Source organism: uncultured Pseudoflavonifractor sp., from assembly GCF_944387805.1.
Lineage (GTDB): Bacteria > Bacillota > Clostridia > Oscillospirales > Oscillospiraceae > Pseudoflavonifractor.
Map to the genome: position 1 here is coordinate 1 of NZ_CALXGI010000052.1, position 19,402 is coordinate 19,402.

General features: G+C 56.5%; 27 protein-coding genes. 9 read left to right on the forward strand and 18 right to left on the reverse strand.

Going from position 1 to position 19,402, the window contains the following annotated elements; all coding sequences use genetic code 11:
- Together Q0K06_RS10845 and Q0K06_RS10850 are read right to left on the reverse strand one after the other, a co-directional pair.
- Positions 1-252, reverse strand: a 252-nt coding sequence (locus tag Q0K06_RS10845; RefSeq protein ID WP_294552257.1) for a hypothetical protein, incomplete at its 3' end; no start/stop codon positions are given.
- On the reverse strand, positions 218-1,096 hold the full coding sequence (locus tag Q0K06_RS10850; protein ID WP_294552259.1) for an MBL fold metallo-hydrolase: 879 nt from the start codon (positions 1,094-1,096) through the stop codon (positions 218-220). The genes Q0K06_RS10850 and Q0K06_RS10845, both read right to left, overlap by 35 nt.
- A 379-nt stretch (positions 1,097-1,475) precedes the next feature.
- On the opposite strand from Q0K06_RS10850, the gene Q0K06_RS10855 reads away from it, so the two are divergent.
- Complete coding sequence (locus tag Q0K06_RS10855) at positions 1,476-2,132, forward strand: vWA domain-containing protein (RefSeq protein WP_294552262.1); 657 nt, start codon at positions 1,476-1,478, stop codon at positions 2,130-2,132.
- Between the two features lie 161 nt (positions 2,133-2,293).
- Complete coding sequence (locus tag Q0K06_RS10860; RefSeq protein ID WP_294552265.1) at positions 2,294-2,509, forward strand: hypothetical protein; 216 nt, start codon at positions 2,294-2,296, stop codon at positions 2,507-2,509.
- A 24-nt stretch (positions 2,510-2,533) separates the two neighbouring features.
- On the opposite strand, the gene Q0K06_RS10865 is transcribed toward Q0K06_RS10860, so the two are convergent.
- Complete coding sequence (locus Q0K06_RS10865) at positions 2,534-3,037, reverse strand: hypothetical protein (protein ID WP_294552268.1); 504 nt, start codon at positions 3,035-3,037, stop codon at positions 2,534-2,536.
- On the reverse strand, positions 3,037-3,495 hold the full coding sequence (locus Q0K06_RS10870; RefSeq protein ID WP_294552270.1) for a metallophosphoesterase family protein: 459 nt from the start codon (positions 3,493-3,495) through the stop codon (positions 3,037-3,039). Before Q0K06_RS10870 ends, Q0K06_RS10865 begins: the two co-directional genes overlap by 1 nt.
- A gap of 130 nt (positions 3,496-3,625) precedes the next feature.
- Between Q0K06_RS10870 and Q0K06_RS10875 the strand changes: the two genes are divergently transcribed.
- On the forward strand, positions 3,626-4,384 hold the full coding sequence (locus Q0K06_RS10875) for a MerR family transcriptional regulator (RefSeq protein ID WP_294552272.1): 759 nt from the start codon (positions 3,626-3,628) through the stop codon (positions 4,382-4,384).
- A gap of 43 nt (positions 4,385-4,427) precedes the next feature.
- Here Q0K06_RS10875 and Q0K06_RS10880 read toward each other — a convergent pair whose 3' ends face one another.
- From Q0K06_RS10880 to Q0K06_RS10930, 11 genes are all read right to left on the reverse strand, one after another.
- Positions 4,428-4,595, reverse strand: coding sequence for a hypothetical protein (locus Q0K06_RS10880; RefSeq protein WP_294552274.1), 168 nt, complete (start codon positions 4,593-4,595; stop codon positions 4,428-4,430).
- Positions 4,596-4,606: 11 nt separating this feature from the next.
- Positions 4,607-4,921 carry a TIGR04076 family protein gene (locus Q0K06_RS10885; protein WP_294552276.1) on the reverse strand — a complete coding sequence of 105 codons (315 nt, stop codon included), beginning with the start codon at positions 4,919-4,921 and terminating at the stop codon, positions 4,607-4,609.
- Positions 4,918-5,328 carry a peptide deformylase gene (locus tag Q0K06_RS10890; RefSeq protein WP_294552278.1) on the reverse strand — a complete coding sequence of 137 codons (411 nt, stop codon included), beginning with the start codon at positions 5,326-5,328 and terminating at the stop codon, positions 4,918-4,920. Before Q0K06_RS10890 ends, Q0K06_RS10885 begins: the two co-directional genes overlap by 4 nt.
- Positions 5,329-5,333: 5 nt before the next feature.
- A complete protein-coding gene (locus tag Q0K06_RS10895; RefSeq protein ID WP_294552280.1) occupies positions 5,334-5,945 on the reverse strand; it encodes a DUF1349 domain-containing protein in 612 nt (203 codons plus the stop codon).
- A 53-nt stretch (positions 5,946-5,998) separates the two neighbouring features.
- Positions 5,999-6,730 (reverse strand): hypothetical protein, encoded by a 732-nt coding sequence (locus Q0K06_RS10900; protein ID WP_294552282.1) that lies wholly within the window; start codon positions 6,728-6,730, stop codon positions 5,999-6,001.
- A 166-nt stretch (positions 6,731-6,896) separates the two neighbouring features.
- Entirely contained in the window at positions 6,897-7,574 is a 678-nt protein-coding gene (locus Q0K06_RS10905) for a hypothetical protein (protein ID WP_294552284.1), read from the reverse strand.
- Positions 7,564-8,163 carry a TetR/AcrR family transcriptional regulator gene (locus tag Q0K06_RS10910; protein WP_294552287.1) on the reverse strand — a complete coding sequence of 200 codons (600 nt, stop codon included), beginning with the start codon at positions 8,161-8,163 and terminating at the stop codon, positions 7,564-7,566. Before Q0K06_RS10910 ends, Q0K06_RS10905 begins: the two co-directional genes overlap by 11 nt.
- Before the next feature lie 18 nt (positions 8,164-8,181).
- Positions 8,182-8,541 (reverse strand): dihydropteridine reductase, encoded by a 360-nt coding sequence (locus Q0K06_RS10915; protein ID WP_294552289.1) that lies wholly within the window; start codon positions 8,539-8,541, stop codon positions 8,182-8,184.
- 233 nt (positions 8,542-8,774) lie between these two features.
- Positions 8,775-9,410: a GyrI-like domain-containing protein gene (locus Q0K06_RS10920; RefSeq protein ID WP_294552291.1), complete on the reverse strand. Its 636-nt coding sequence runs from the start codon at positions 9,408-9,410 to the stop codon at positions 8,775-8,777.
- Between the two features lie 2 nt (positions 9,411-9,412).
- The gene (locus Q0K06_RS10925; protein WP_294552292.1) at positions 9,413-9,712 is read right to left on the reverse strand and encodes a TfoX/Sxy family protein; all 300 of its coding nucleotides are present in this window, start codon (positions 9,710-9,712) and stop codon (positions 9,413-9,415) included.
- 22 nt (positions 9,713-9,734) lie between these two features.
- Positions 9,735-10,646: a YafY family protein gene (locus Q0K06_RS10930; protein WP_294552293.1), complete on the reverse strand. Its 912-nt coding sequence runs from the start codon at positions 10,644-10,646 to the stop codon at positions 9,735-9,737.
- 131 nt (positions 10,647-10,777) lie between these two features.
- On the opposite strand from Q0K06_RS10930, the gene Q0K06_RS10935 reads away from it, so the two are divergent.
- The 3 genes from Q0K06_RS10935 to Q0K06_RS10945 are packed head-to-tail and all read left to right on the forward strand — an operon-like array spanning position 10,778 to position 12,517.
- Positions 10,778-11,308: a dihydrofolate reductase family protein gene (locus Q0K06_RS10935; RefSeq protein ID WP_294552294.1), complete on the forward strand. Its 531-nt coding sequence runs from the start codon at positions 10,778-10,780 to the stop codon at positions 11,306-11,308.
- A 6-nt stretch (positions 11,309-11,314) separates the two neighbouring features.
- On the forward strand, positions 11,315-12,064 hold the full coding sequence (locus Q0K06_RS10940; protein WP_294552295.1) for a GNAT family N-acetyltransferase: 750 nt from the start codon (positions 11,315-11,317) through the stop codon (positions 12,062-12,064).
- Between the two features lie 9 nt (positions 12,065-12,073).
- On the forward strand, positions 12,074-12,517 hold the full coding sequence (locus tag Q0K06_RS10945) for a GNAT family N-acetyltransferase (protein ID WP_294552296.1): 444 nt from the start codon (positions 12,074-12,076) through the stop codon (positions 12,515-12,517).
- Positions 12,518-12,637: 120 nt separating this feature from the next.
- Here the strand turns inward: Q0K06_RS10945 and Q0K06_RS10950 are convergent, their stop codons facing one another.
- The 3 genes from Q0K06_RS10950 to Q0K06_RS10960 all read right to left on the reverse strand — a co-directional run bounded on the left by Q0K06_RS10950 (position 12,638) and on the right by Q0K06_RS10960 (position 14,804).
- Positions 12,638-13,516 (reverse strand): DUF4261 domain-containing protein, encoded by an 879-nt coding sequence (locus Q0K06_RS10950; RefSeq protein WP_294552297.1) that lies wholly within the window; start codon positions 13,514-13,516, stop codon positions 12,638-12,640.
- A 346-nt stretch (positions 13,517-13,862) separates the two neighbouring features.
- Entirely contained in the window at positions 13,863-14,273 is a 411-nt protein-coding gene (locus tag Q0K06_RS10955) for a hypothetical protein (protein WP_294552298.1), read from the reverse strand.
- A 174-nt stretch (positions 14,274-14,447) separates the two neighbouring features.
- Positions 14,448-14,804, reverse strand: coding sequence for an RCC1 domain-containing protein (locus Q0K06_RS10960; protein WP_294552299.1), 357 nt, complete (start codon positions 14,802-14,804; stop codon positions 14,448-14,450).
- A gap of 317 nt (positions 14,805-15,121) precedes the next feature.
- Here Q0K06_RS10960 and Q0K06_RS10965 point away from each other — a divergent pair, with 317 nt between their 5' ends.
- The 3 genes from Q0K06_RS10965 (at position 15,122) to Q0K06_RS10975 (ending at position 19,130) form a co-directional block, all read left to right on the forward strand.
- Positions 15,122-17,086, forward strand: coding sequence for a fibronectin type III domain-containing protein (locus tag Q0K06_RS10965; RefSeq protein ID WP_294552300.1), 1,965 nt, complete (start codon positions 15,122-15,124; stop codon positions 17,084-17,086).
- 26 nt (positions 17,087-17,112) lie between these two features.
- Positions 17,113-17,844 (forward strand): hypothetical protein, encoded by a 732-nt coding sequence (locus Q0K06_RS10970; RefSeq protein ID WP_294552301.1) that lies wholly within the window; start codon positions 17,113-17,115, stop codon positions 17,842-17,844.
- A 263-nt stretch (positions 17,845-18,107) separates the two neighbouring features.
- Complete coding sequence (locus Q0K06_RS10975) at positions 18,108-19,130, forward strand: S-layer homology domain-containing protein (protein ID WP_294552303.1); 1,023 nt, start codon at positions 18,108-18,110, stop codon at positions 19,128-19,130.
- Positions 19,131-19,402: the final 272 nt, after the last annotated feature.

Here is a 19,402-nt window from a genome sequence, read left to right on the forward strand (position 1 = left end):
GCGGCTTGATTTTGTGTTGCCTTTTTCGCTGCCTCCAAAACCTGAAATTTCTACTTGACTTTTGTTAGCAGGTCTTTTCATATATTCCGCAGACATCGCAGCGCCGCAGCCGTTCCGCAGGCCCATGGCCGGGTGACCAGTGCAGCTGTCGGGAGACTGCCCATGTTCTTGTTTGTGCTGTTTTGTGGCGATGCATTGATAGAGCAGCGTTTCGGCATTACACCCTTCTCCACAGGAGCTGATTGTGCTCAAACTGTGCGGCCAGACTGCCGGTATCCTTCAGCCAGGACAGATAGGAGCGTACCGTGCTGCCCACCAGAACATACTGCTCAAAGTTCATGGTCAGGCCGTATTCAGTAAACAGCTGCTGTAGAATTGCCTCAAAACAGAGGGGAACAGAGCAGATATCTGCAATTTTCCCGGCAATTTCCCACACCTTGTCGATATTGTACTGTGCCAGCGGGGCGATGTCCTCCGTGGCCTCTGCATGAGCTGGGACAAACATCTTTGCCGGCATGGTTTTGACACGCTCCAGCGTCTCAAGGTAAGCAGCCACATCGTAGATAAATCCAATCTGATATTTGTCAAGGGTCTCCCGGCTGGACAGGCAGTCAGCCAGATAGACCACATCGTCCGGTGTGCGAAAGCCCACCATGTCGAAGAAGTGGCCCGGCAGAGGGATGAGTGCGAAGCCCTGAGGCAGGACGTCTGCTGTCAGCGGAGCCGCGTCGCTCTCCTGAGCCAGGAGAAACTTGTGGCGCAGGTCCTTACAGGGAAAGCCGCCGTACAGAAAGGCGGGCTCCAGAACCGGATGCCGGGTAAAATCCCGCTCAATGCCTGGGGCGTAGATTCTGCATCCAGTCTGGCCCTGGAGATACCGGTTGCCGCCGATGTGATCGGCGTTGGAATGGGTGTTGTAGATGGCGGTCAGGCGCCAGCCGCTGGCGTCCAGAAGCTGCCGCACCTTGCGGCCGGCATCCTTGTCGTTTCCGCTGTCAATCAAACATACCTCCTTATCGCTCAGTCTGACCAGACCGATTTTGGCGGGACTTTGGATATAGTAGCTCCGCCCGGAAACGTGGATCAATTCGTACAAGGCAATGGCCTCCTTTTGGCGCGTCCATGCGGCACGGCGAGGCAAAGAGAAAGGAAACTGCCGCCATGCTGTGGCGCAAATTTTCTGTCAGTGCATGAAAGACATTATAGCACAGCGGCGTACGAAATACCACGGAAGACCAATTCAAAGAGAGGGGAAACGGCTGGCTGCGCGGCTGTTCAAGGGCGGCAGGCCAACGCTCCGGGTGCAGACAGGGAAGGAGCGGCAGGCGATTCTGGACTAGAGCCGGGAAATGGGACGCTGCGCCCGGATGCGGAGAGACATGGATATTTGTCGCCTGACAGGCGACCTCTGAGAGGAAGAATCCTCCTATACTGTTAGCAGCAAGGCAGGCAACACAGAATAGGGGGATTTGAGAATGAAAAAGAATTTGACGGAACTGGTATTTATTCTGGACCGCAGCGGCTCCATGCAGGGGCTGGAAGGGGACACCATCGGCGGCTTCAACGCCATGCTGGAAAAGCAGAAGCGGGAACCTGGCCAGGCATATGTCTCTACGGTTCTCTTTGACGACCAGACTGAGATGCTCCACGACCGGATGCGGCTGGAGGATGTTCAGCCCATCACCCGCAGAGAGTACTATGTCCGGGGCTGCACCGCTCTGCTGGACGCCGTGGGCGGAGCCATTCACCACATTGGGAACATCCACAAGTATGCCCGCCCTGAGGACGTGCCGGAGCACACCCTCTTCGTCATCACCACCGACGGTATGGAGAACGCCAGCCGCCGCTATTCGGCCCGGAGGGTGAAGGAGATGATCCGGCGCCAGAAGGAGAAATACGGCTGGGAGTTTCTCTTCCTGGGGGCCAACATCGACGCGGTGGAGACGGCGGGGAGCCTGGGCATCACTCCCGACCGGGCGGTGAAGTACCACTGCGACAGCGAGGGAACCCGTCTCAACTATGAGGTGGTGAGCGGCGCTGTGTCCGCAGTCCGGTGCAGCGCGCCTTTGGACGAGCACTGGAAGGACGCTATTGAAGAGGATTTCCGCAATCGTCGGGGCGGCCGACGCTGACGGAAGAGATCGTATCTGAACCCATGCTTCAGTATGCCGTCCGGGCCAGGAAAATTTGCCAAGAAAAACCGCCGCTTTCGTCCGGTTTCCTGACATGCCCTTCTGTGATGTGCTATACTGGAGAGTATCAGACAGTAACATCTGTTTTCAGGAGGCAAAGCATGACCTATTCCGAAAAAGAGCTGCTGGAGGCCAAGCGGCAGATTGACTCCACCCTGCACAAGCTGCGGGAGACGGTTAAGACGCTGGAAGGGAAAGAAAATCCTGCCCGCTGCCGCGCCCAGATTACCCTGGCCAAGCGCCGTATTCAGGCCTTTGCCATTGCCATTTCTCTCATCGAGGGAGAGCTGGAAAAGCTGTCCGCAGCCTCGTCCTGAGCGGAACGGGCAAGAGGCATCTCTTCACTTGTTCCATGCTGCATCGATCCGCTCCAGCCCCATCCCCAGTCCTTCAAAGCCCACGCAGCGGCTGGGGCGGGTATTGACGGCGAGGTCCAGCAGGGGCTGGGCCTGGCCGGCGGTGTCCAGACACAAATCCAGGGCCAGCACATCCTCCCACGCACGGTTGAGAAAAGCCACCTCCCGGCGGCCGTGAGTGCGGGTGATTTCCATATGCCCTGCCTGATGGAGATATTTCTCCACCTGATTTGACGCAAATCCAGCCGCTGTGAGACTGTCAAACAGTCCCTCCCGGAACAGGCCGGGGATATCTGTCCACTGGAGGGGAGATACATCATAGCGCACGAAGGTGTAACGGCTGTGACAGTGGACGGAAAGCAAGCACCTGCGCCCCCGCAGGTCGATGACATGGAGGTCCCAGCAGAAGCGCCGGTCCGGCTCTGTGCCGCAGGCCGGCGTTTTTGCTTTCAGAAACCGCTGAAGGGGAAAGGTCAGCCCCAGTTCCATCACTTCGCCTCATGGGGGATGGAGATCTTTTCCACGTGGAGCGTCCCTTCTGTCAGATCCGCCGTCATCATGGTAATCTCCTGGTGGAACCGCCGGGGACCGCAGGAGCCGGGATTGAGCCACAAGATGCCGCCCCGCTCCTCCTGCACATACTTGTGGGAGTGGCCGAACACCACCACATCCACCCCGGAGAGGTCTGCTGGGACCTCCTTTCTGTTGTGGACCATGTAAAAGTTTATGCCGTTCAGAGTAAAGGTGAGGTCGTGGGGAATATCCTCCGCCCACTCCCTGTCGTTATTGCCCCGGACGATGTAGACCGGGGCGTATTTCCGCAGCTCGTCCACAATGCTCTGCCTGTTGATGTCGCCGCCGTGGAGAATGACGTCGGCGTGTTTCAGATATTCTGTCACCTCTGGCCGCAGCAGGCCGTGGGTGTCGGAGAGAATGGCAAGTTTCATGGCATGTATGTTCCTTCCCGACTGTGCTGTCCCCAGTATACCAGATTTTGCAGTCTGCTGAAAGAACTATATTTTCTCCTTGACTTTGACGCTCCGTCAACTGCTACACTGTCCATAAGGAGGGAGTTTTATGGAATATTCCATTCAGGAGCTGTCGCGCCTGTCCGGGGTGACTACCCGCACCCTGCGCTGGTACGACCAGATTGGACTGCTGAAGCCCAGCCGTGTGGCGGAGAGCGGCTACCGCTATTACGGCGGTGCGGAGGTGGACCGGCTGCAGAACATTCTCTATTACCGGGCCCTCGGGGTGGAGCTGGCCCGAATCAAGGAATGTCTGGACGATCCCTCCTTTGACCGTCTGGCCGCCCTGCGAACCCATCTGACAGCCCTGGAGGCGGAGCGGGAGCGGCTGGAGAAGCTGATCCGATCGGTGAAAGACACCATTGGGGCGGAAGAAAGGAATGAAATCATGAGCGACGAGCAGAAGTTTGAAGCATTCAAGAAGCGGGCCGTGGCGCATAATGAAGAAGCCTATGGGGCGGAAATCCGCGCCGAGTACGGCGACCAGGAGGTAGATGAGGCCAACGCTGCGGTAATGAATCTGACCCGGGAGCAGTATCAGGAGTGGACAAACCTGGGCCGGGAGATTCAGAAACGGCTGGAGGCGGCGGTTCAGGGGGGATTGTCCCCGGAAGGGGAGGCGGGGAAGGAGATCACCGGCCTTCACCGCCGGTGGCTCACCATCACCGGAAACCGGTATGACCCGGTCAGGCACCGGGGGATTGCGGAGCTCTATGTGATGGATGAGCGGTTTGTTGCCTACTATGACAAGCGCCTTTCCGGCTGCGCCCGCTTCCTGCGGGATGCCGTGGCCCACTGGGCAAGCTGAAAAAGGAGACCGCCCGGGCTGACTGCCCGGGCGGTCCTGCGTTTTATAAACGGCCTCCGACTTGCATCGTCCGGCCGAAGCCGTTGCGGCAGAACATTTGGCGGGGCGCGCCGTCGTCACAGATGTCCGCGCCGGTGATGAAGCCTGCCTTAACGGCTCTGCCAATGTCCCAGGCGCCGCCGGTAAGGACAGCGCTGCTGTTCTCAAGCATGGAGCTCCTTCTCAGTCCGAATCCTCGTCCAGGGCTTCCACCAGAAAGCTCACCGGACGGAAGCCGTCATTGCAGGAGAGCATGGCGGACCTGGGATTCTTCATCCAGCCGTCATAGAAGTTCTCCCCGCCGTGGCTCAGGGCCAGTACAAAAGGGGAGAGGGTATCCCAGGCGCTCTGGCAGAAGCCCTCCGGCCGTTCCCAGCCGTTGGCGATGAAAACCTGCCCCTCTTTCATGCCGCAGGCGTGGGAGACAGGGTTCTCATACCGGGCCATCAGGTCCGGATATTGAGTGATGCGCATGACTGTGATTCTGCACTTTTTCATATGATAATCCCCTCGCAGTGGTCCAGCTCATGCTGGATGATCTGGGCTGTCCAGCCAGTGAAGGTTTTCAGCCGTACCTGGAAATGCTCGTTCTGCCAGCGCACCTTGATGGACTGCCACCGCCTGGCCGGGCGGGTGCCGCTGAGGGAGAGGCAGCCCTCCACTGTATCGTAGGGTCCGGATTTTTTGATGATCTCCGGGTTGAACATGACCATGCGGGCCCCCTCGTTGTCAAAGGCGATGATGCGTTTGTTGACGCCGATCATGTTGGCCGCCATACCCACGCAGCTGTCCCTGTGGTGCTCCAGGGTCTCCAGCAGATCAGCGGCGGCGGAGCGGTCGTCCGGTGTGGCGGGCTCCGCCTTCTGAGCCAGGAATACCTCATCCCTGCATATATCACGAATCACGGCAGTCACTCCTTGTCCGGCTGCTGCCCGTCGTGGGCCTGCCACTGGCACTGGGTCATACGCATCTGAGAGAATACCGCCGTAAAGGAGGAGTTCTCCGGCGAACAGGCATAGAGGCCAAAACGGATGACCCCGCCGCCCTTCTGCATGTGGCAGATCCGCATCTGGCTGAACGTGACGCCGTCCTGAGAGCACTCAATCCGGTAATCATCCTCACGGCGGCTGAGGCGGTACCACATGGTGCGGATGCTGCCATCGATGGCAGTGGTGGCCCAGTCAGAGTATCCGCCGTTGGTGACGACGCTGCCAAGATGCTGAAAATCCCCGTTTTCATACTCCACCGAGGCCTTGAGCCAGTTCTCGCTGTCCAGATAGAGGACGATGCCGCACTGGTCAAAGCGGTGCTTGCTGCCGGTGAAGTCGGTCTTGACCACAAAGCTGAAATAGGGCTCTTCCGTCTCCAGCTGTAAGACTGGCGCGCTGTCATTGCGGAAGTGGTAGTAAGTCCGCTGCCAGAGATCGGTGTGAGGCTGGGTGGTGATTTCAATTTGTTCCGGCGAGATGCGGTACTGCTCCGGCGGCCTGGTCCAGATTAGCTTTTCTGCATCAAACTTCATTTCAATTCCTCCATATTTCAGCGTAGCGGTCTGTAAGGGCATTACTCGGGGCGCTATTGCTCCCGCCCCAGCGCCGCCTGGAGCGCAGCGTCGGTGGCCGCCGGGAAGTGCCTGCGTACCTGCCGGCAGATCAGCGCCCCGGACTGTGCAGGCTCCAGACTGTACGCAGAGGAGATGTACTCGCAGCCCCACAGCGCTTCCGGAGTGGCATAGACCGAGATGGGCCACCCGTAGGGCTGGCCCTTTTTGTTGAGACGCTGCCGGAAGTCCCGAATCAGCAGGTAGGTCTCCATCTGAAGCTCAGTGACCGTGCCGTCAAAGTTTTTTTCGCCCTCTCTGCCGAACCCGGCCAGGCGCTTGAGCTCAAAGGAGTACAGCTCGTCCTTCGCGGCGAACTGGTCCATAATGCGCTTTTGACGCAGGCTGGCCAGCTCCTCATCCCAGCGGCTGTCAAAATCATAGCCGTTGCGCCGCCAGTTGGCAAAGTGGGGAAACCACGCTTTGGAAATGAAACCGGCCTTTTTCCCAAAGAACTTGCCGTAGGCCACCTGGCCGCTGCGGGCCATGAGCTGCCTCCACTCCCATGGGTCCTGCTCCGGATTTCCGCTCCACCAGCAGAGGCTGGAGGTGCGCTCCTCGACGGAGAAGCCGTCAATCCCATTCTTGAATAGGGGAAGAAACCCCACCTCGTCTATCCAGCAGATAAGCTCCTGCCAGCTGTGGATACAGGAAGGATTGTCCCAATCCAGCCCCCTCATAATCCACGCGCCGCTTTCAATGGCCATGGTGCCCGCCTCCTCTCCGCACTTTAGAGGCATTATAGCACAACAGAAAAAGAAATGCCACGGCAGGCGGCAGACAGGCGAAGGTGAGCGCGCCAAATAAAGGCGGTTAAGTGAGAAAACAGAGATAACCATGAAATATGGGAGCTCTTTTTCGCCCTTCTCTGCGTCACACTTTCGGCTGTTTCAACCCTTTTTGCAGCATGCGTATGGTAATCGCCGCAATGATGGCGTAGATCAGTGCGCTGGAGACGGCGGAAAGCGGGAGCATGTCGTTTTGGTCTGCCGTTGTCCGCTCCACCATAATCAAAGTATTTTGCAGCGTCAGAATCGCCATTAGTGCGTCGATAAAATTGACTGTCCGCAGCTCTGCCACCAGAATATTTCCGCTGGATCGGCGCCGCTGCCGGGAAATATGAATGGAGGCCATGGTGATTTTCCATGTGGTATAGGCCGCCATGGTGATGGCCGGGATTAGTCCCATGGACACAGGCTTGTCCAGAACCACCATCATGGAGATAGGCAGAATCAGCGCCAAATCCAGCAGCAGAAGCAGTACGGAGCTGATGAGGAAGGTCTGACGGCGGCAGCGGTTTTGCTCCGCCTCAGACCGTGTTTGATTTCTTTTCTCTGTCAGAAGAATGGTGCCACGAATTGCCGTGAGCAGGAGGTAAAATATGCCGATGCTCCCATGCCAGACCGAGCCATAGCGAAAACCCAGGTATCCGTTGTACAGAGCAAAGAGCGCCGTGCAGCCAAAGGATACAGCGGCGCTCACCAGGGTCTGATAGATGTAATCCTCCCGCCATGTCCGGAGAAAGCGCCTGACCCCGCCCTTATTTCTCATGGCTGCCTCTCCCGGACCGCACGCAGGACTCGATGATATCGGAAACCATCTCCACATCATCCCTGCAGTCCTGCTGCAGCCATTCCTTGACAATGGCGACAATTCCCTCTATGTAGTAGGCAATATAATAGGGACGATAGGCAGCCGGGATCTCAAACCGCTCCAGAATAGGGCTGAGGATATACTGCTTCAGCTTCTCATACCGGGGAAGGGACTGCATGCTGACCGGATTCCGAAATGCCGCCCGATAGATTTTCTTGTTGTCCCTGATAAAGCGGAGATAGGGGAGAAGATATTTTCGGGTGACCAATACCAGTTCTTCCCGGTCCCGGCTGTCTATGCCGCGCAGGATATTCTCCTCCTGCTGCGGAAAATAGGAGCGAAAGCGCTGAGTGATCATCTCCAGAGTCTCATTCACCAGGTCGCCAATGGTCTCATAGTGCAGATAGAAGGTGGAGCGGTTCACGCCGGCCTGGCGGCAGATTTCCTTTACCGTAATATATTCCAGGTCCTTCTTCTCCAGCAGTGCGATGAGCGCCTCGTCCATTCGTAGGGCAGTATTGAAGTATTTGCTCTCAGATTTGTTCATCTGCTGCCCTCCTTGCGTTTATTCAGCCGATTCGCTGATCTCCCGGGCCAGCTGCATAATTTCAAAGGCATATTTTTCCTTGCCGGACCGCAGAAGCTTCTTGTAGATGGGGTAGTTCAGGCCCACACCGACGATGCCCAGAATTCCAAGAAGGATTCCGGCGCCCGTCATCAAAATGCCGCCGCTTCCAATCACCTGCATGGAAAGGCACATTCCGAAGCCGAGGACCAGGGTCATCAGTATGCCGAAAGTGTAAGCAAAGATGTTGGCCGGGCCTTTCGCTTTCCGGTCCAGCTTTCTCAGAGCGACGACCTTCGAGGTATCCTTGGGGGCGTATTCGTTGGCGATGGCTTCCGCGAAAATTTTATCTGTGTTCATGGTGATATTCTCCTCTTATTATGATTGATTCTCTGCAGCTGCTGATATTATCATAGCGGATGCAGGGTCAAAAGAGAACAACACCTTTCTCCTTTTGTGCCGATTTTAACCGAGGATGAATTCTAACCCGGAGAGAGGGCGGCTTGCTTTTCCGTCAGAACTACGGCGCCTGCACTTTGCTTCGGGGACGGAAGGCCATATTCCTCCGGGCGCATGCTCATATCTATTTCTTCTTACTCTGCCCGTTTAATGGGCAGCCGAATGACGGTTTTCAATTTTTCCGGCTTGCACCGCCGTACATCGCTCAAATAGATCTCGTGGTGGAACCGGCCTTCTCTGAAATCCAACGCGCAGCCCTGTCCCCTGGCGTATGCCTCCATGGCAGCCACGGTAGCGGGTTCATTGTCGTAGGGACCGATGTGCATACACTGGACGCACAAGCCCTCCTCCCAGGGGAAGAACTCCACCGGAGAGAAGTCCTGCCGCTTCTTCTCCGCAGCCTCCCGGACAGCCCAGTCAAAGGCATCCCTTGTCACAAACTCCGGCAGACGGATGAGGGAAATCCACCGGAAGTCCGCCTTGCGTGTGCAGTCCACGCCCTGTGTACCCGCCTGCCACCACAGACCCTCCAGAGGCGGCACCACATAGTCGAAGTAGCCTTCCAGTTTGTGCGTTCCCAGCTTGCTCATTTTGATGGTAAAGGCCACGGCATAGAGCATCCCCAGGGCCTGCTTGTAGGCGCCATTTTCCTCGTTGGGATCACCCTGCCCCCGCACCGCCAGGAAGTTCATGGCGGGCACGGTGACGATGCCTGGTGCCCTGGGCGGCAGGTAGAACTCCTTGTACTTCTTCTTATAGTCAAAGGCCATAGTCATTTCCTCCTTTTTTTCGGTTGCTCCTGAAGGGCCAGACAGGTGAGGCGGGTGAGGGCGGTCATGGTGTCCCGGTTGTCCACATCCTCCACCCAGATATAGTCCCTGGCCCCCTCGTGGGGCGGAGCCTTGGGCAAATTGGGAAACGCGGCCTCTCCAGCCGGAGTGCTCTTGACAAAAAGCTGGTCGTCACAGATGACGGCAAAGAATACATCGTCGCAGTAGAGGCCGTATTCGCCAAACATCCTCCGGCTGCGGATGGCGCCCGCCTCCCGCAGCTGCTCGGCCACATAGTCCACAAAGTCCTGATGAGACGCCGTACTAATCCCTCCTTCGGTAACGGCAGACTAATGCTTCAGTCAGGTCCCTCAGCTGTTCCCGCAGTTCTTCCGGCTCCAGCAGCTCCGCCTTATCTCCAAAGGTGAGCACCCAGCTGAGCACGCTGTCGGCGTCGGGAAAGCCGCCGGTAAAGCGCAGCCTGCCGTCCGGTTCCACGGTGAAACGGTCCGCGCCGTATTCCTCCACCAGCCGCCAGCGGCAGGCGGGCTCAAAGAGAACGGTGACCTGGTACTCCGCTGGAAAGATCTGCTCCGGCTCCAGGTCGGGAAGCGGTGCAAAACGGGGCTCAAAGGGTTCTCCGGCGGTGAGCTCCGTCATGCGGTTGAGTTTGAAGAGACGGAAATCCTCCCGCATCCGGCACCAGCCCCACACATACCAGGTGGACCAGTGGAACACCAGGTAGTAAGGTTCAACGGTGCGCGCCGTCTCCCCTTTTGGGGAGAAGTAGGTAAAGCGGATGGCGCGGCGCCGCTCTATGGCCTCCTGGATGAGCTCGATTTTCGGCGGCAGGCTGGTCTTGTACCAGGAGGAGAGGTCGATGAGCATGTGAGCGCCGCCGGGCAACAGGCCGCTTGTCCCGGCAGACAGCTTCTCCATCAGCTGAGCATAGCGCCGGGTGCCGCTGACGCTGTCCAGACTCCGCAGACCTGCCAGAATAGCCTGCATTTCCGGGGCGGTGAGCAAGGTGCGGTCCACCCGGTAGCCCTCCATGATGGAGATGCCGCCCCCTGTGCCCTGGGCGGTGGAAATGGGGATACCTGCCTGACACAGGGATTCAACGTCCCGCTGGATGGTCCGGCGGGATACCTCGAACTGCTCCGCCAGCTCCGGGGCGGTGACTTTCTCCCGCTGGAGCAGGATGGACAGGATACCGATGAGCCGCTCCAGCTTCATGAGTAACACCGCTCCCTTTCTGTCCGGTTTTTTCTATTATAACACAGGAACATGTCAACTGTCTGTCACGTTTCGCTTGCCTTGCTTTTTCATATCGCCAGGGTATAATAGATGCAGCGGAGGCGACTGTTTTGGGAAAAATCGTGTTATATCTCGCCATGAGTGTGGATGGCTATATTGCGGACGAGCGGGGCGGCGTGGACTGGCTGTCGGGAGACGGCAGTGAGCCGGACGCCCCCGGCAGTTACCCGGCATTTTTGAATACGGTGGATGCCATCATCATGGGCTGGACCACCTATTGCCAGATCATCACGGAGCTCTCTCCAGACCGCTGGCCCTATAAGGGGCGCCCCTGTTATGTGGTAACCCACCGGCAGAAAAAAGACCAGGAGGACATTTTTTTCTGGAATAGGGAACCGGCTGCCCTGGCAGACAAGCTGAAAGCGGAGCACAAGGGAAATATCTGGCTCTGCGGGGGCGCGTCTGTATCCGGACAACTGCTGAAAGAGAACCGCATTGATAAGCTGTGGCTGTCGATCATCCCCACGGTGCTGGGCAAAGGCGTGGGCCTGTTTCCGGAGTTTTCTCAGAAGCTGCCGCTGAGACTGGTGAAAACGGAACATTGGAACGGGATTGTGGATCTGATATACGAAAAACGGTGACAAGTAATGGACGAGCAATTTATCAACCTGACAGAAGAAAATTTGGATCAGGAGCACCTGTGCTGCATTATCCGCAGTAAGAAGCCCCACCCCGGCGTGGAGGCCAAACGGGCCTGGCTCAGAGAGCGGCTGAAGGAAGGACATGTGTTCCGCAAGCTGGACGCCAAGGGCATAGTGTTCATCGAGTATGCTCCCCTGGAAACCGCTTGGGTGCCGGTGGAGGGGGAGAATTATCTCTACATTTACTGTCTGTGGGTCTCGGGGGACTTCAAGGGTAAGGGCTACGGCAGGCAGCTGATGGAGTACTGCCTGGCTGACGCCAGGGCCAAGGGAAAATCCGGCGTGTGTATGCTGGGAGCAGAAAAGCAGAAGGCCTGGCTCTCGGACCAGGCCTTTGCAGAAAGGTATGGGTTTGAAACGGTGGACAACACTCCGGATGGCTACCGGCTGCTGGCCTGCTCATTTGATGGAACGAAGCCGCGGTTTGCGGAGAACGCCAAACAGCTGGAGATTGAAAATCCGGACTTGACCATTTATTACAGTTCCCAGTGCCCTTATATTTACCAGAGCATAGAACTGGTGCGCAAAACTTGCGGAGATGCAGGGGCGCCTTATACCCTCGTTCCGGTGGATACCCTGGAAAAGGCCAAAGCCTTGCCCTGCGTGTTCAACAATTGGGCTGTATTCTGCGGGGGAAGGTTTGTAACGGTAAATCTGCTGGATGCCGCCGCGCTGAAGCGGCTGCTGAAAAAGTAAGGTGTACGGATGAAAATCAGAAAAGTTGAGAAGAACAAAAAACGGTATCTCGATTTGCTTCTGCTGGCGGACGAGCAGGAGAACATGGTCGACCGCTATCTGGAGCGGGGGACCATGTATGTGCTGGAGGAGGATGGAGTCAAGGCGGAGTGCGTGATAACGGATGAGGGAGACGGCGTTTTAGAACTGAAAAACATTGCTGTGAAGCCGGAATTTCAAGGGAAAGGTTATGGAAAAGCCCTGATAGATTTCTTAATTGGAACTTATACAGGGCGGTATGCGGTACTGCAGGTAGGCACTGGAGACAGTCCGTGCACCATCCCGTTTTATGAATCCTGCGGCTTTCGCAGGCATCACCTGGTCAAGGACTTCTTCACCGGCCACTACGATCATCCGATTTATGAGTGCGGGGTTCAGCTGGTGGATATGGTGTATCTGCAAAGGAGGCTGTGAAACGCGGAGCGCCCGGACAACGGACGCTCCGCGGGTATATCAAATTCTATTGTGCAGCAGGCAGAGCATACGCCCGCCGGACGCAAATCCGCCTAAGAGGATGACAGGTGTTCTGTCAGTTCAGCGTTTTCCGGAAGCGTACTCGCCCATGTGAATGTCCACCACACCTCTGGGCGGCTGAATCAGAGCATCCTCATACCGGCACTGCCATTGGATCTCCCGGCTCATTTGCCCAGCCACTATGCCGTCTATTGTCTCTCCATCCTCGATGGGGTTATCATTTGCCAGAATATACGACGCTGCATTATAGGCGTGGTTTACTACCCAATTGGGATCCATTCCGTGGAAATGGTATTGCAGGTCCGGCAGGAACAGCGTACCCATGCCCACCGTATCAATCAGCATATCCGTGGTGCCCTGAATGTTGAAGAATCGTACATTGACGCCAAAACGAATAAAGCGATCCGGTCCCTTAATCTGATGAGCGCGCACATCCTCGGCCAGCAGCAGTTTGCCGCAGTTCTGAAAGTAGAATGCCTGGCAGGCAGGATACAGCTCAGCAAGGGCCTCTACAAAGTCAGCGTCCAGATTGGCCCGCTCCAGAGCCGGGAGCGCCGCCGCCAGCATGTCGGTGGCTACGACCTGATACCGGCACTCCCGGAAGATCCGCTCGCGGTCCTCCCGGCAGTCCCACATCTGGCTCATAAGGAACGCATCAAAGCCCTTGCCCTTAAATTTGCAGCATCCCATCACCATCAGCTGTACCGGAGCTCTGCCGTCCTTAAATTCCGCAATATGCTCCAGTGCAGCAAAGCCTGCTGTCTTTTTATCGTGGCAGAAGCACTCCACAGGGCCGATGTGCTTTTCCATTACGGCGGTCATGCTTTCTTTCTCCGGCATGGCCGCTGGTTCTTTGAACAGCATCTGAATGAGATAGGGGCCGCCGGGACGAGGGACATTTTTATCGTCCAGATTCTGCTGAAATACTTCGTCGCTCATTTGGTCTCCCCCCTGGTTAAATGATATATAGTCTGCATCCTGTCTGTACCCCAATATTGTTACGCTCTCTTTAGAGATTGTTTCAGAAACATGGATTCTTCTGAGTTTCTGGAACATAGACTCCCTGTCCTGCTCGGCCAGCGCACTTCACTTACCAAATACACATCAGGTATAACTGCCTTTGAAAAACCATAGCTACCCTTGGACCGATGCAGCTTCGTTTTTTGTGCGTGGCGGATGCGGTATTTAAGTTTGGACAAATCGCTGAAGGGAGTACCGCCCTATCCGGGCGGAAGCCTTGCCTAAATACACTTAGGGTATTGATTGGCTAAAAGCTGATGCGCTACTATTTTTCCCAGCCCTCAATAAAATGTGGCACCATATCTGTTATGACTTCAAAAAGCGATTCACCAGAGATTACAGCAAAATGGATCAAATTATAATCAGAATAAACCCCCTTCGAACTATCTTTTATTTTTTCTGCATAGCTTGATTTCTCCACCAAGAAGAAAGTCCAATCCGAGGCTATGAAATGCCCCTCTTCATCAACTACATGATCCATAGTCCCAAGTGCAGAAAGTTCATCCATACTGCGGTAGGCATATACTGCCCCCGGAAACTCAATGCAAATTTTTGAATCGTCTTCTGTGCTGACTAAGAATATATATAGGCCGCTTTCATCATCCACAATCTTTTTTATAAAGTATTTTTGCTGAACCGAAATATTAGGTTCCCATTTTATCCATTGGTCCCTCACAGAAAACAGTTCCTCCTATGTTATTTGTACCTTATTTCAATTTGATGTGATGCGCCTTCAAGAATTTAGAGGGTTGGGCTTTTCTCAGAACTACCAGGATGAGTTGCATTTTTCTATTTTTGATAGTTTTCCTATCTGGCCCGTTCCTCATTTAGTATCCATATATTTCCAAAATTAGTGATCAGCTAAAACACCATAGTCCCCGCCCCATATCCACAAATTTCCGTTTTCTTGCAAACCTATTCCGTGATGATGTCCAACTGCAGCTTGTAATGTATGCCCCATAATCAGTTCAGGTTTTTTAAGAAAAGAGGATGACTTCCCGTTGCCGCATTGGCCTAAATCATTTCTTCCCAAAGAAAATAATCTTCCCCAGTAATCTCTCATTGCGTAGTCTGAATTTCCAGTCAATTCATAATCCCGCAAAGCATATCCATCGATGAACGACTTTAGAAGAGCGAGTGTGGGTTGTGCTAAGTACAGCGAAGGCCTCGCTTGAATCTCTCTCAATTTTTTTAAAATGGCATTCATTCTTTTGCCTCACACACTAAAAAGGAATCTCTGTCACCGCTTTGCTCCGACACCATCAAAGATAGTAAGACAAGTTTGTTTGGAAAATCCAGAGGAGGATACGTTACAATATACCAGTCCAGAATAGAACGCAGAAATATCCAGCCATATCAACGGTATGTGGGCCAGAAACAAAAAGAGTGCTGTGTTATTTCAAATTATATCACATTGTCTGCCGGTTCCGGCTGGAAAGCGCTTTTGTGACTCTGGGTTTGGAATATTGTAACGCTGCCAAGACGGTTAAGCAAGTCTTTTCTACCCGACGGACGACTCAATTCTTGGCACGTCATATTCAAAGAATAAGCCTACCGGCCCAGCAGCCACTGAATCCCGGTGGCGGTTCGCTCGGTGCCCTGGACAAAGTGGTTACCGGGGTTCAACTGAAACACCGTATCGGCACCTTTGCTCTGGTAGAAAGCCCGGAGTTCCTCTGTGTTCTCCTGAACAGTTTTCAGAATTGGGTTGAAGGTTTTAGCCTCCTTGCCTCCAAGGAAGAAGTACATGCAGTCCGGCTGCCGTTTCGGCTCATGGATGAAGATGTACTCCTTGAAACCGGGAAACCACAGGGAACCGGACATACACCCACCCGTGAGAACACATCCGCCTGGCAAATGAAGACCAAACGGATCGTTAAGCGCATCTGCGCGTTCCTCTTATGTTTCTCCCTGCTGGCGGGGCTGTTGCCCATGACGGCGTTGGCGGCGGAAAACGTGCCCTACATCTTCTACACCTATGAGGGCAGTACCCTGACCCCGCATGACGGAGTTGCGGGAACGGCCACGGAGGTAACGGCAAGTGACCAAACATGGGACTCCGGCTGGTACGTTGTCAGCGGCAATGTCACCATTCCCTCCCGCGTCACCGTCACCGGCGACGTCTGCCTCATTCTGGCGGACGACTGCACCCTGGATGCCAACGCAGGCATCGAAGTGGCTAACGGCAACTCACTGACCATCTATGGCCAGGAGAACGGCTCCGGCATCCTCAACACTACCGCCCCAAGCAGCACCAGAGACGGTACGGGTGGCAGCGCTGGCATCGGCCAGACGGGGGCGACTATCGGCTGGGCCGGGCGCAGCGGTGAGATCGCCATACACGGTGGAATAGTGACCGCCAAGGGTGGTAACAAAACCAGCGGCGGCGGCGGCGCGGGTATTGGTGGAGGCGGTAGTGCCGCGAAAGGGATCGGTGGAGGTGCCTTTGCAACCGGCGCAAACAGTACAGCGGTGATTTTCGCCAGCAGCATCAGCGACAACGATAATACAACCAGCTGGTGCGGCCTGATTTTCGCGCAGACTGAGGGCAAAATCTACGGCGGCGATTCCTTCGCCGTCTCCAGCAATCTGGATATTCCCGAGGGGTATACCCTCACCATTGAGGAAGGAAAGACGCTGACAATCAATTCCGGCTCCACCTTGACCGTGAGGGAAGGCGCGATGCTGACCGTGGAGGGAACCCTGACCAACAACGGCACCCTCTCCAACAACGGCACTATCATCGACAACGGCACATTATCGGGTATTGGCAGCGGCGACGTGCGTTACCCCAGCACTCTGGCGGTGACACTTTCCCCCAGCTCTGCTGCTTACGGCGGGAACATTACCATCACCGCAACGGTGACAGCTGATAGTAATTTCAGAGGCGACATTTCCAACGATACAGTAACTTTCTGCCTTGGCGATGCCCGGCTGGGTATAGGCACTCTTGCGAATACAGGCAGCTGTACTTACACCGCTTCGCTGACCGAAACCATTGAGAACACAGGCAACATCACTTGGTCTGTCGGCAGCAGTACCAACATCATCACCGCCCAATTCAGCGGCGTGGCGGGGAGCGGCGACACGCACGGCCTCGCCGCCAGCACCGGTACCGCTACCCTGACCTTGAATAAGGGGACGCAGAGCGCAGTGCCCAGCGCGCCCAGCGGCGCAAGCAGCGTGTCGGCCAACAGCGTCACGCTGAACGCCGTCACCGGGGACACCACCACTTACGGCACTATTCAATACGGCTACACCACGGGCGATGAAACCTCTGTCCTGACAGATCGCTGGCAGACTGGGATGACCTTTAATAATCTGCAAGCTGGTACGGCCTATACCTTCTACACCCGGTTTGCCGGTTTGCCGGGAATGACTACTATGAGCCGTCCGGCCCCAGCAGCTCCGGCACCACCATCTATACCGCCCATGCCACCCCAACCGGGACAGAGGGATATTCTATCAACTATGCGACGGAAACTGTGACGGCGTCGAACAATTATGAGGTGAAATTGCCCGGCAGCGATACCTGGACAGGCAGCGGCACCGCTCTGTCTATTACCCCCGGCGGCAACTTCCAGGTGCGCCACGCGGCCACCGAGAACGGCTCTACCGCCAGCGATGCGGCTACTGTGACTGTCCCAGCCCGGTCCACCGCGCCTGCCTTGAAAATTGACACTGAGGCTGAGGGTGTGGAGATTTCCAACGGGTATTACTATGACATCACCGGCACCGGCGATTATAGCGACACCGGCTGGACACAGGGCAACGGCTCCCTTGTCCATGTAGACCCGAAGAACACCATTTACATCTATGCGGCGGCCACAGGTAGCGCCTTCAAGAGCGCCGTCCAACCCCTTACCGCCCCGGCCAGAGGCACCGCGCCAACTACGCTGCCCACCATCGACTATGAGGACGAGTCCCTGTCCGGCACAACCCAGAGCATGGAGTACGGCATAGCTATGGGACAAAGTGTCCCAAGCCGGTGGCAGGGCTGCTCCGCAAATATGCCCCTGACTTCTTTCAGCTGGGACGGCTCGGCAGCGGTGACGGTTCTGTTCCGCACAGCAGCCACGGATAATAACTACGCCAGCGACCCCACCACGGAGGCCTTGACTATCCCCGCCCGGCCTGCGGCCCCCGACGTGCAGGGAGTCAATGAAACCGTGGCGGGCCGGAACGACGGCAGGATTACCGGCCTGACCGCAGGGACGGCCTATGAGATTTCCGACGATAGCGGCTAGAGCTGGAAGGATGCCGAGTTGACCAGCACGGAGCTCACCGGCCTTGCCCCCGGCAGCTATCAGGTGCGCGCCAAGAGTACGGACACCAGCTTTACCGGCGAGGCGGCAAGTGTGACCATTGCCACCGGGGCCGCGCCTGCCTATACCCTCAACGTCACCGCCCCGCCTTTGACAGCGTTTATCCCGGCTATACCCAGCCGGAGGCAAAGGCCATTACCATTTCTAGCGCCGGGAACAGCGACGCCGCCATTTCCGGCGTCACCGTGGACAACGCCAACTTTGTGATTGGCGGCAGCGGCTCCACCGTCCCCGCTGGCGGGAGCATTACCACCTGGACAATCCGGCCCGTCTCCGGTCTGAGCGCCGGCGCCTATACGGCCACCATCACCGTGGCCTATGACGGCGGGGCCGTGGCCACGGCACAGGTGAGCTTTACCGTCACCCGGCGGCCCAGCAGCGGCGGCGGTGGAACGCCCCCCAGCAATCCCACCTACACCCCCGGCGTCACCGAGCCGGAAAACGGCGCTGTCACCATCGGCCCCGAGAAACCCAAGGCCGGGGATACCGTGACCATCACCGCTGCACCCGAGGAACGCTACAAGGTGGATTCCGTCACCGTCACCGGCGAGGACGGCGATCCCGTGGCTGTGACCGCCCGGGAGGACGACTCCTTTACCTTCACCCAGCCGGAGGGGGACGTGACCATCTCCGTCACCTTTGAGGTGGACATGCCCTTTACCGACGTGCCGGAGGACGCATGGTATATCGAGGGGGCCAAGTACGTCTACGGCAACTTCATCATGTCCGGCACCAGCCCTACCACCTTTAGCCCCAGTACCACCGTAAGCCGGGGAATGATTATGCAGATTCTCTACAACATGGTGGGCCAGCCCGACGTGGAGGGCAGCGCCAACTTCACCGACGTGGACGAGGACTATTGGAGCGCGGACGCTATCGCCTGGGCCGTTGCCAACGGCGTGGCGGGCGGCTTTGGGGACGGCACCTTCCGGCCTGATGAAAGCCTGACCCGAGAGCAGATGGCCGTTGTCCTGCGCAACTTCGCCTATCAAATGGGCTGGGACATCTCCGCCACCGGCGATCTGTCCAGGTTTACTGACATTTCCGAAGATAGCTGGGTGCGGGACGCCCTGGCCTGGGCCTTTGCCGAGGGCCTGCTGACCGGCACCGGCGGCACCACAATGGCCCCCACAGGGGAGGCGTCCAGAGCGCAGATCGCGGTCATTATGATGCGGTTCTGTGAGAGATACATCGACAACGTGGAATGACCCTGCTGCACTCGATCCCAGCGGCAAGGGCGGCAACCCGAACACCACCCGCCCGGCCTGAGACACTTTGTCCCGAAGGAGTTTTGGCCCGATTATTTTGGAAGGGGCGTTTAAAATCGATATCTCCTCATGACAGGACAAAACCGCCGTGTAGCGGCGGACCCAAATCGCAACCCAGCGTAAGCGGTTGCGATTTGGAAAGACCTGCTAACAAAAGTCAAGTAGAAATTTCAGGTTTTGGAGGCAGCGAAAAAGGCAACACAAAATCAAGC

Excerpts from the sequence above, each read along its gene's own strand:
- Q0K06_RS10930 (WP_294552293.1), bottom strand. The coding sequence starts at position 10,646 with ATGAAGCTGGAGCGGCTCATCGGTATCCTGTCCATCCTGCTCCAGCGG.
- Q0K06_RS10870 (WP_294552270.1), bottom strand. The coding sequence starts at position 3,495 with ATGAAACTTGCCATTCTCTCCGACACCCACGGCCTGCTGCGGCCAGAG.
- Q0K06_RS10875 (WP_294552272.1), top strand. The coding sequence starts at position 3,626 with ATGGAATATTCCATTCAGGAGCTGTCGCGCCTGTCCGGGGTGACTACC.
- Q0K06_RS10855 (WP_294552262.1), top strand. The coding sequence starts at position 1,476 with ATGAAAAAGAATTTGACGGAACTGGTATTTATTCTGGACCGCAGCGGC.
- Q0K06_RS10920 (WP_294552291.1), bottom strand. The coding sequence starts at position 9,410 with ATGGCCTTTGACTATAAGAAGAAGTACAAGGAGTTCTACCTGCCGCCC.
- Q0K06_RS10880 (WP_294552274.1), bottom strand. The coding sequence starts at position 4,595 with ATGCTTGAGAACAGCAGCGCTGTCCTTACCGGCGGCGCCTGGGACATT.
- Q0K06_RS10900 (WP_294552282.1), bottom strand. The coding sequence starts at position 6,730 with ATGGCCATTGAAAGCGGCGCGTGGATTATGAGGGGGCTGGATTGGGAC.
- Q0K06_RS10885 (WP_294552276.1), bottom strand. The coding sequence starts at position 4,921 with ATGAAAAAGTGCAGAATCACAGTCATGCGCATCACTCAATATCCGGAC.
- Q0K06_RS10860 (WP_294552265.1), top strand. The coding sequence starts at position 2,294 with ATGACCTATTCCGAAAAAGAGCTGCTGGAGGCCAAGCGGCAGATTGAC.
- Q0K06_RS10910 (WP_294552287.1), bottom strand. The coding sequence starts at position 8,163 with ATGAACAAATCTGAGAGCAAATACTTCAATACTGCCCTACGAATGGAC.
- Q0K06_RS10905 (WP_294552284.1), bottom strand. The coding sequence starts at position 7,574 with ATGAGAAATAAGGGCGGGGTCAGGCGCTTTCTCCGGACATGGCGGGAG.
- Q0K06_RS10865 (WP_294552268.1), bottom strand. The coding sequence starts at position 3,037 with ATGGAACTGGGGCTGACCTTTCCCCTTCAGCGGTTTCTGAAAGCAAAA.
- Q0K06_RS10960 (WP_294552299.1), bottom strand. The coding sequence starts at position 14,804 with ATGAATGCCATTTTAAAAAAATTGAGAGAGATTCAAGCGAGGCCTTCG.
- Q0K06_RS10945 (WP_294552296.1), top strand. The coding sequence starts at position 12,074 with ATGAAAATCAGAAAAGTTGAGAAGAACAAAAAACGGTATCTCGATTTG.
- Q0K06_RS10950 (WP_294552297.1), bottom strand. The coding sequence starts at position 13,516 with ATGAGCGACGAAGTATTTCAGCAGAATCTGGACGATAAAAATGTCCCT.
- Q0K06_RS10895 (WP_294552280.1), bottom strand. The coding sequence starts at position 5,945 with ATGAAGTTTGATGCAGAAAAGCTAATCTGGACCAGGCCGCCGGAGCAG.
- Q0K06_RS10915 (WP_294552289.1), bottom strand. The coding sequence starts at position 8,541 with ATGAACACAGATAAAATTTTCGCGGAAGCCATCGCCAACGAATACGCC.
- Q0K06_RS10940 (WP_294552295.1), top strand. The coding sequence starts at position 11,315 with ATGGACGAGCAATTTATCAACCTGACAGAAGAAAATTTGGATCAGGAG.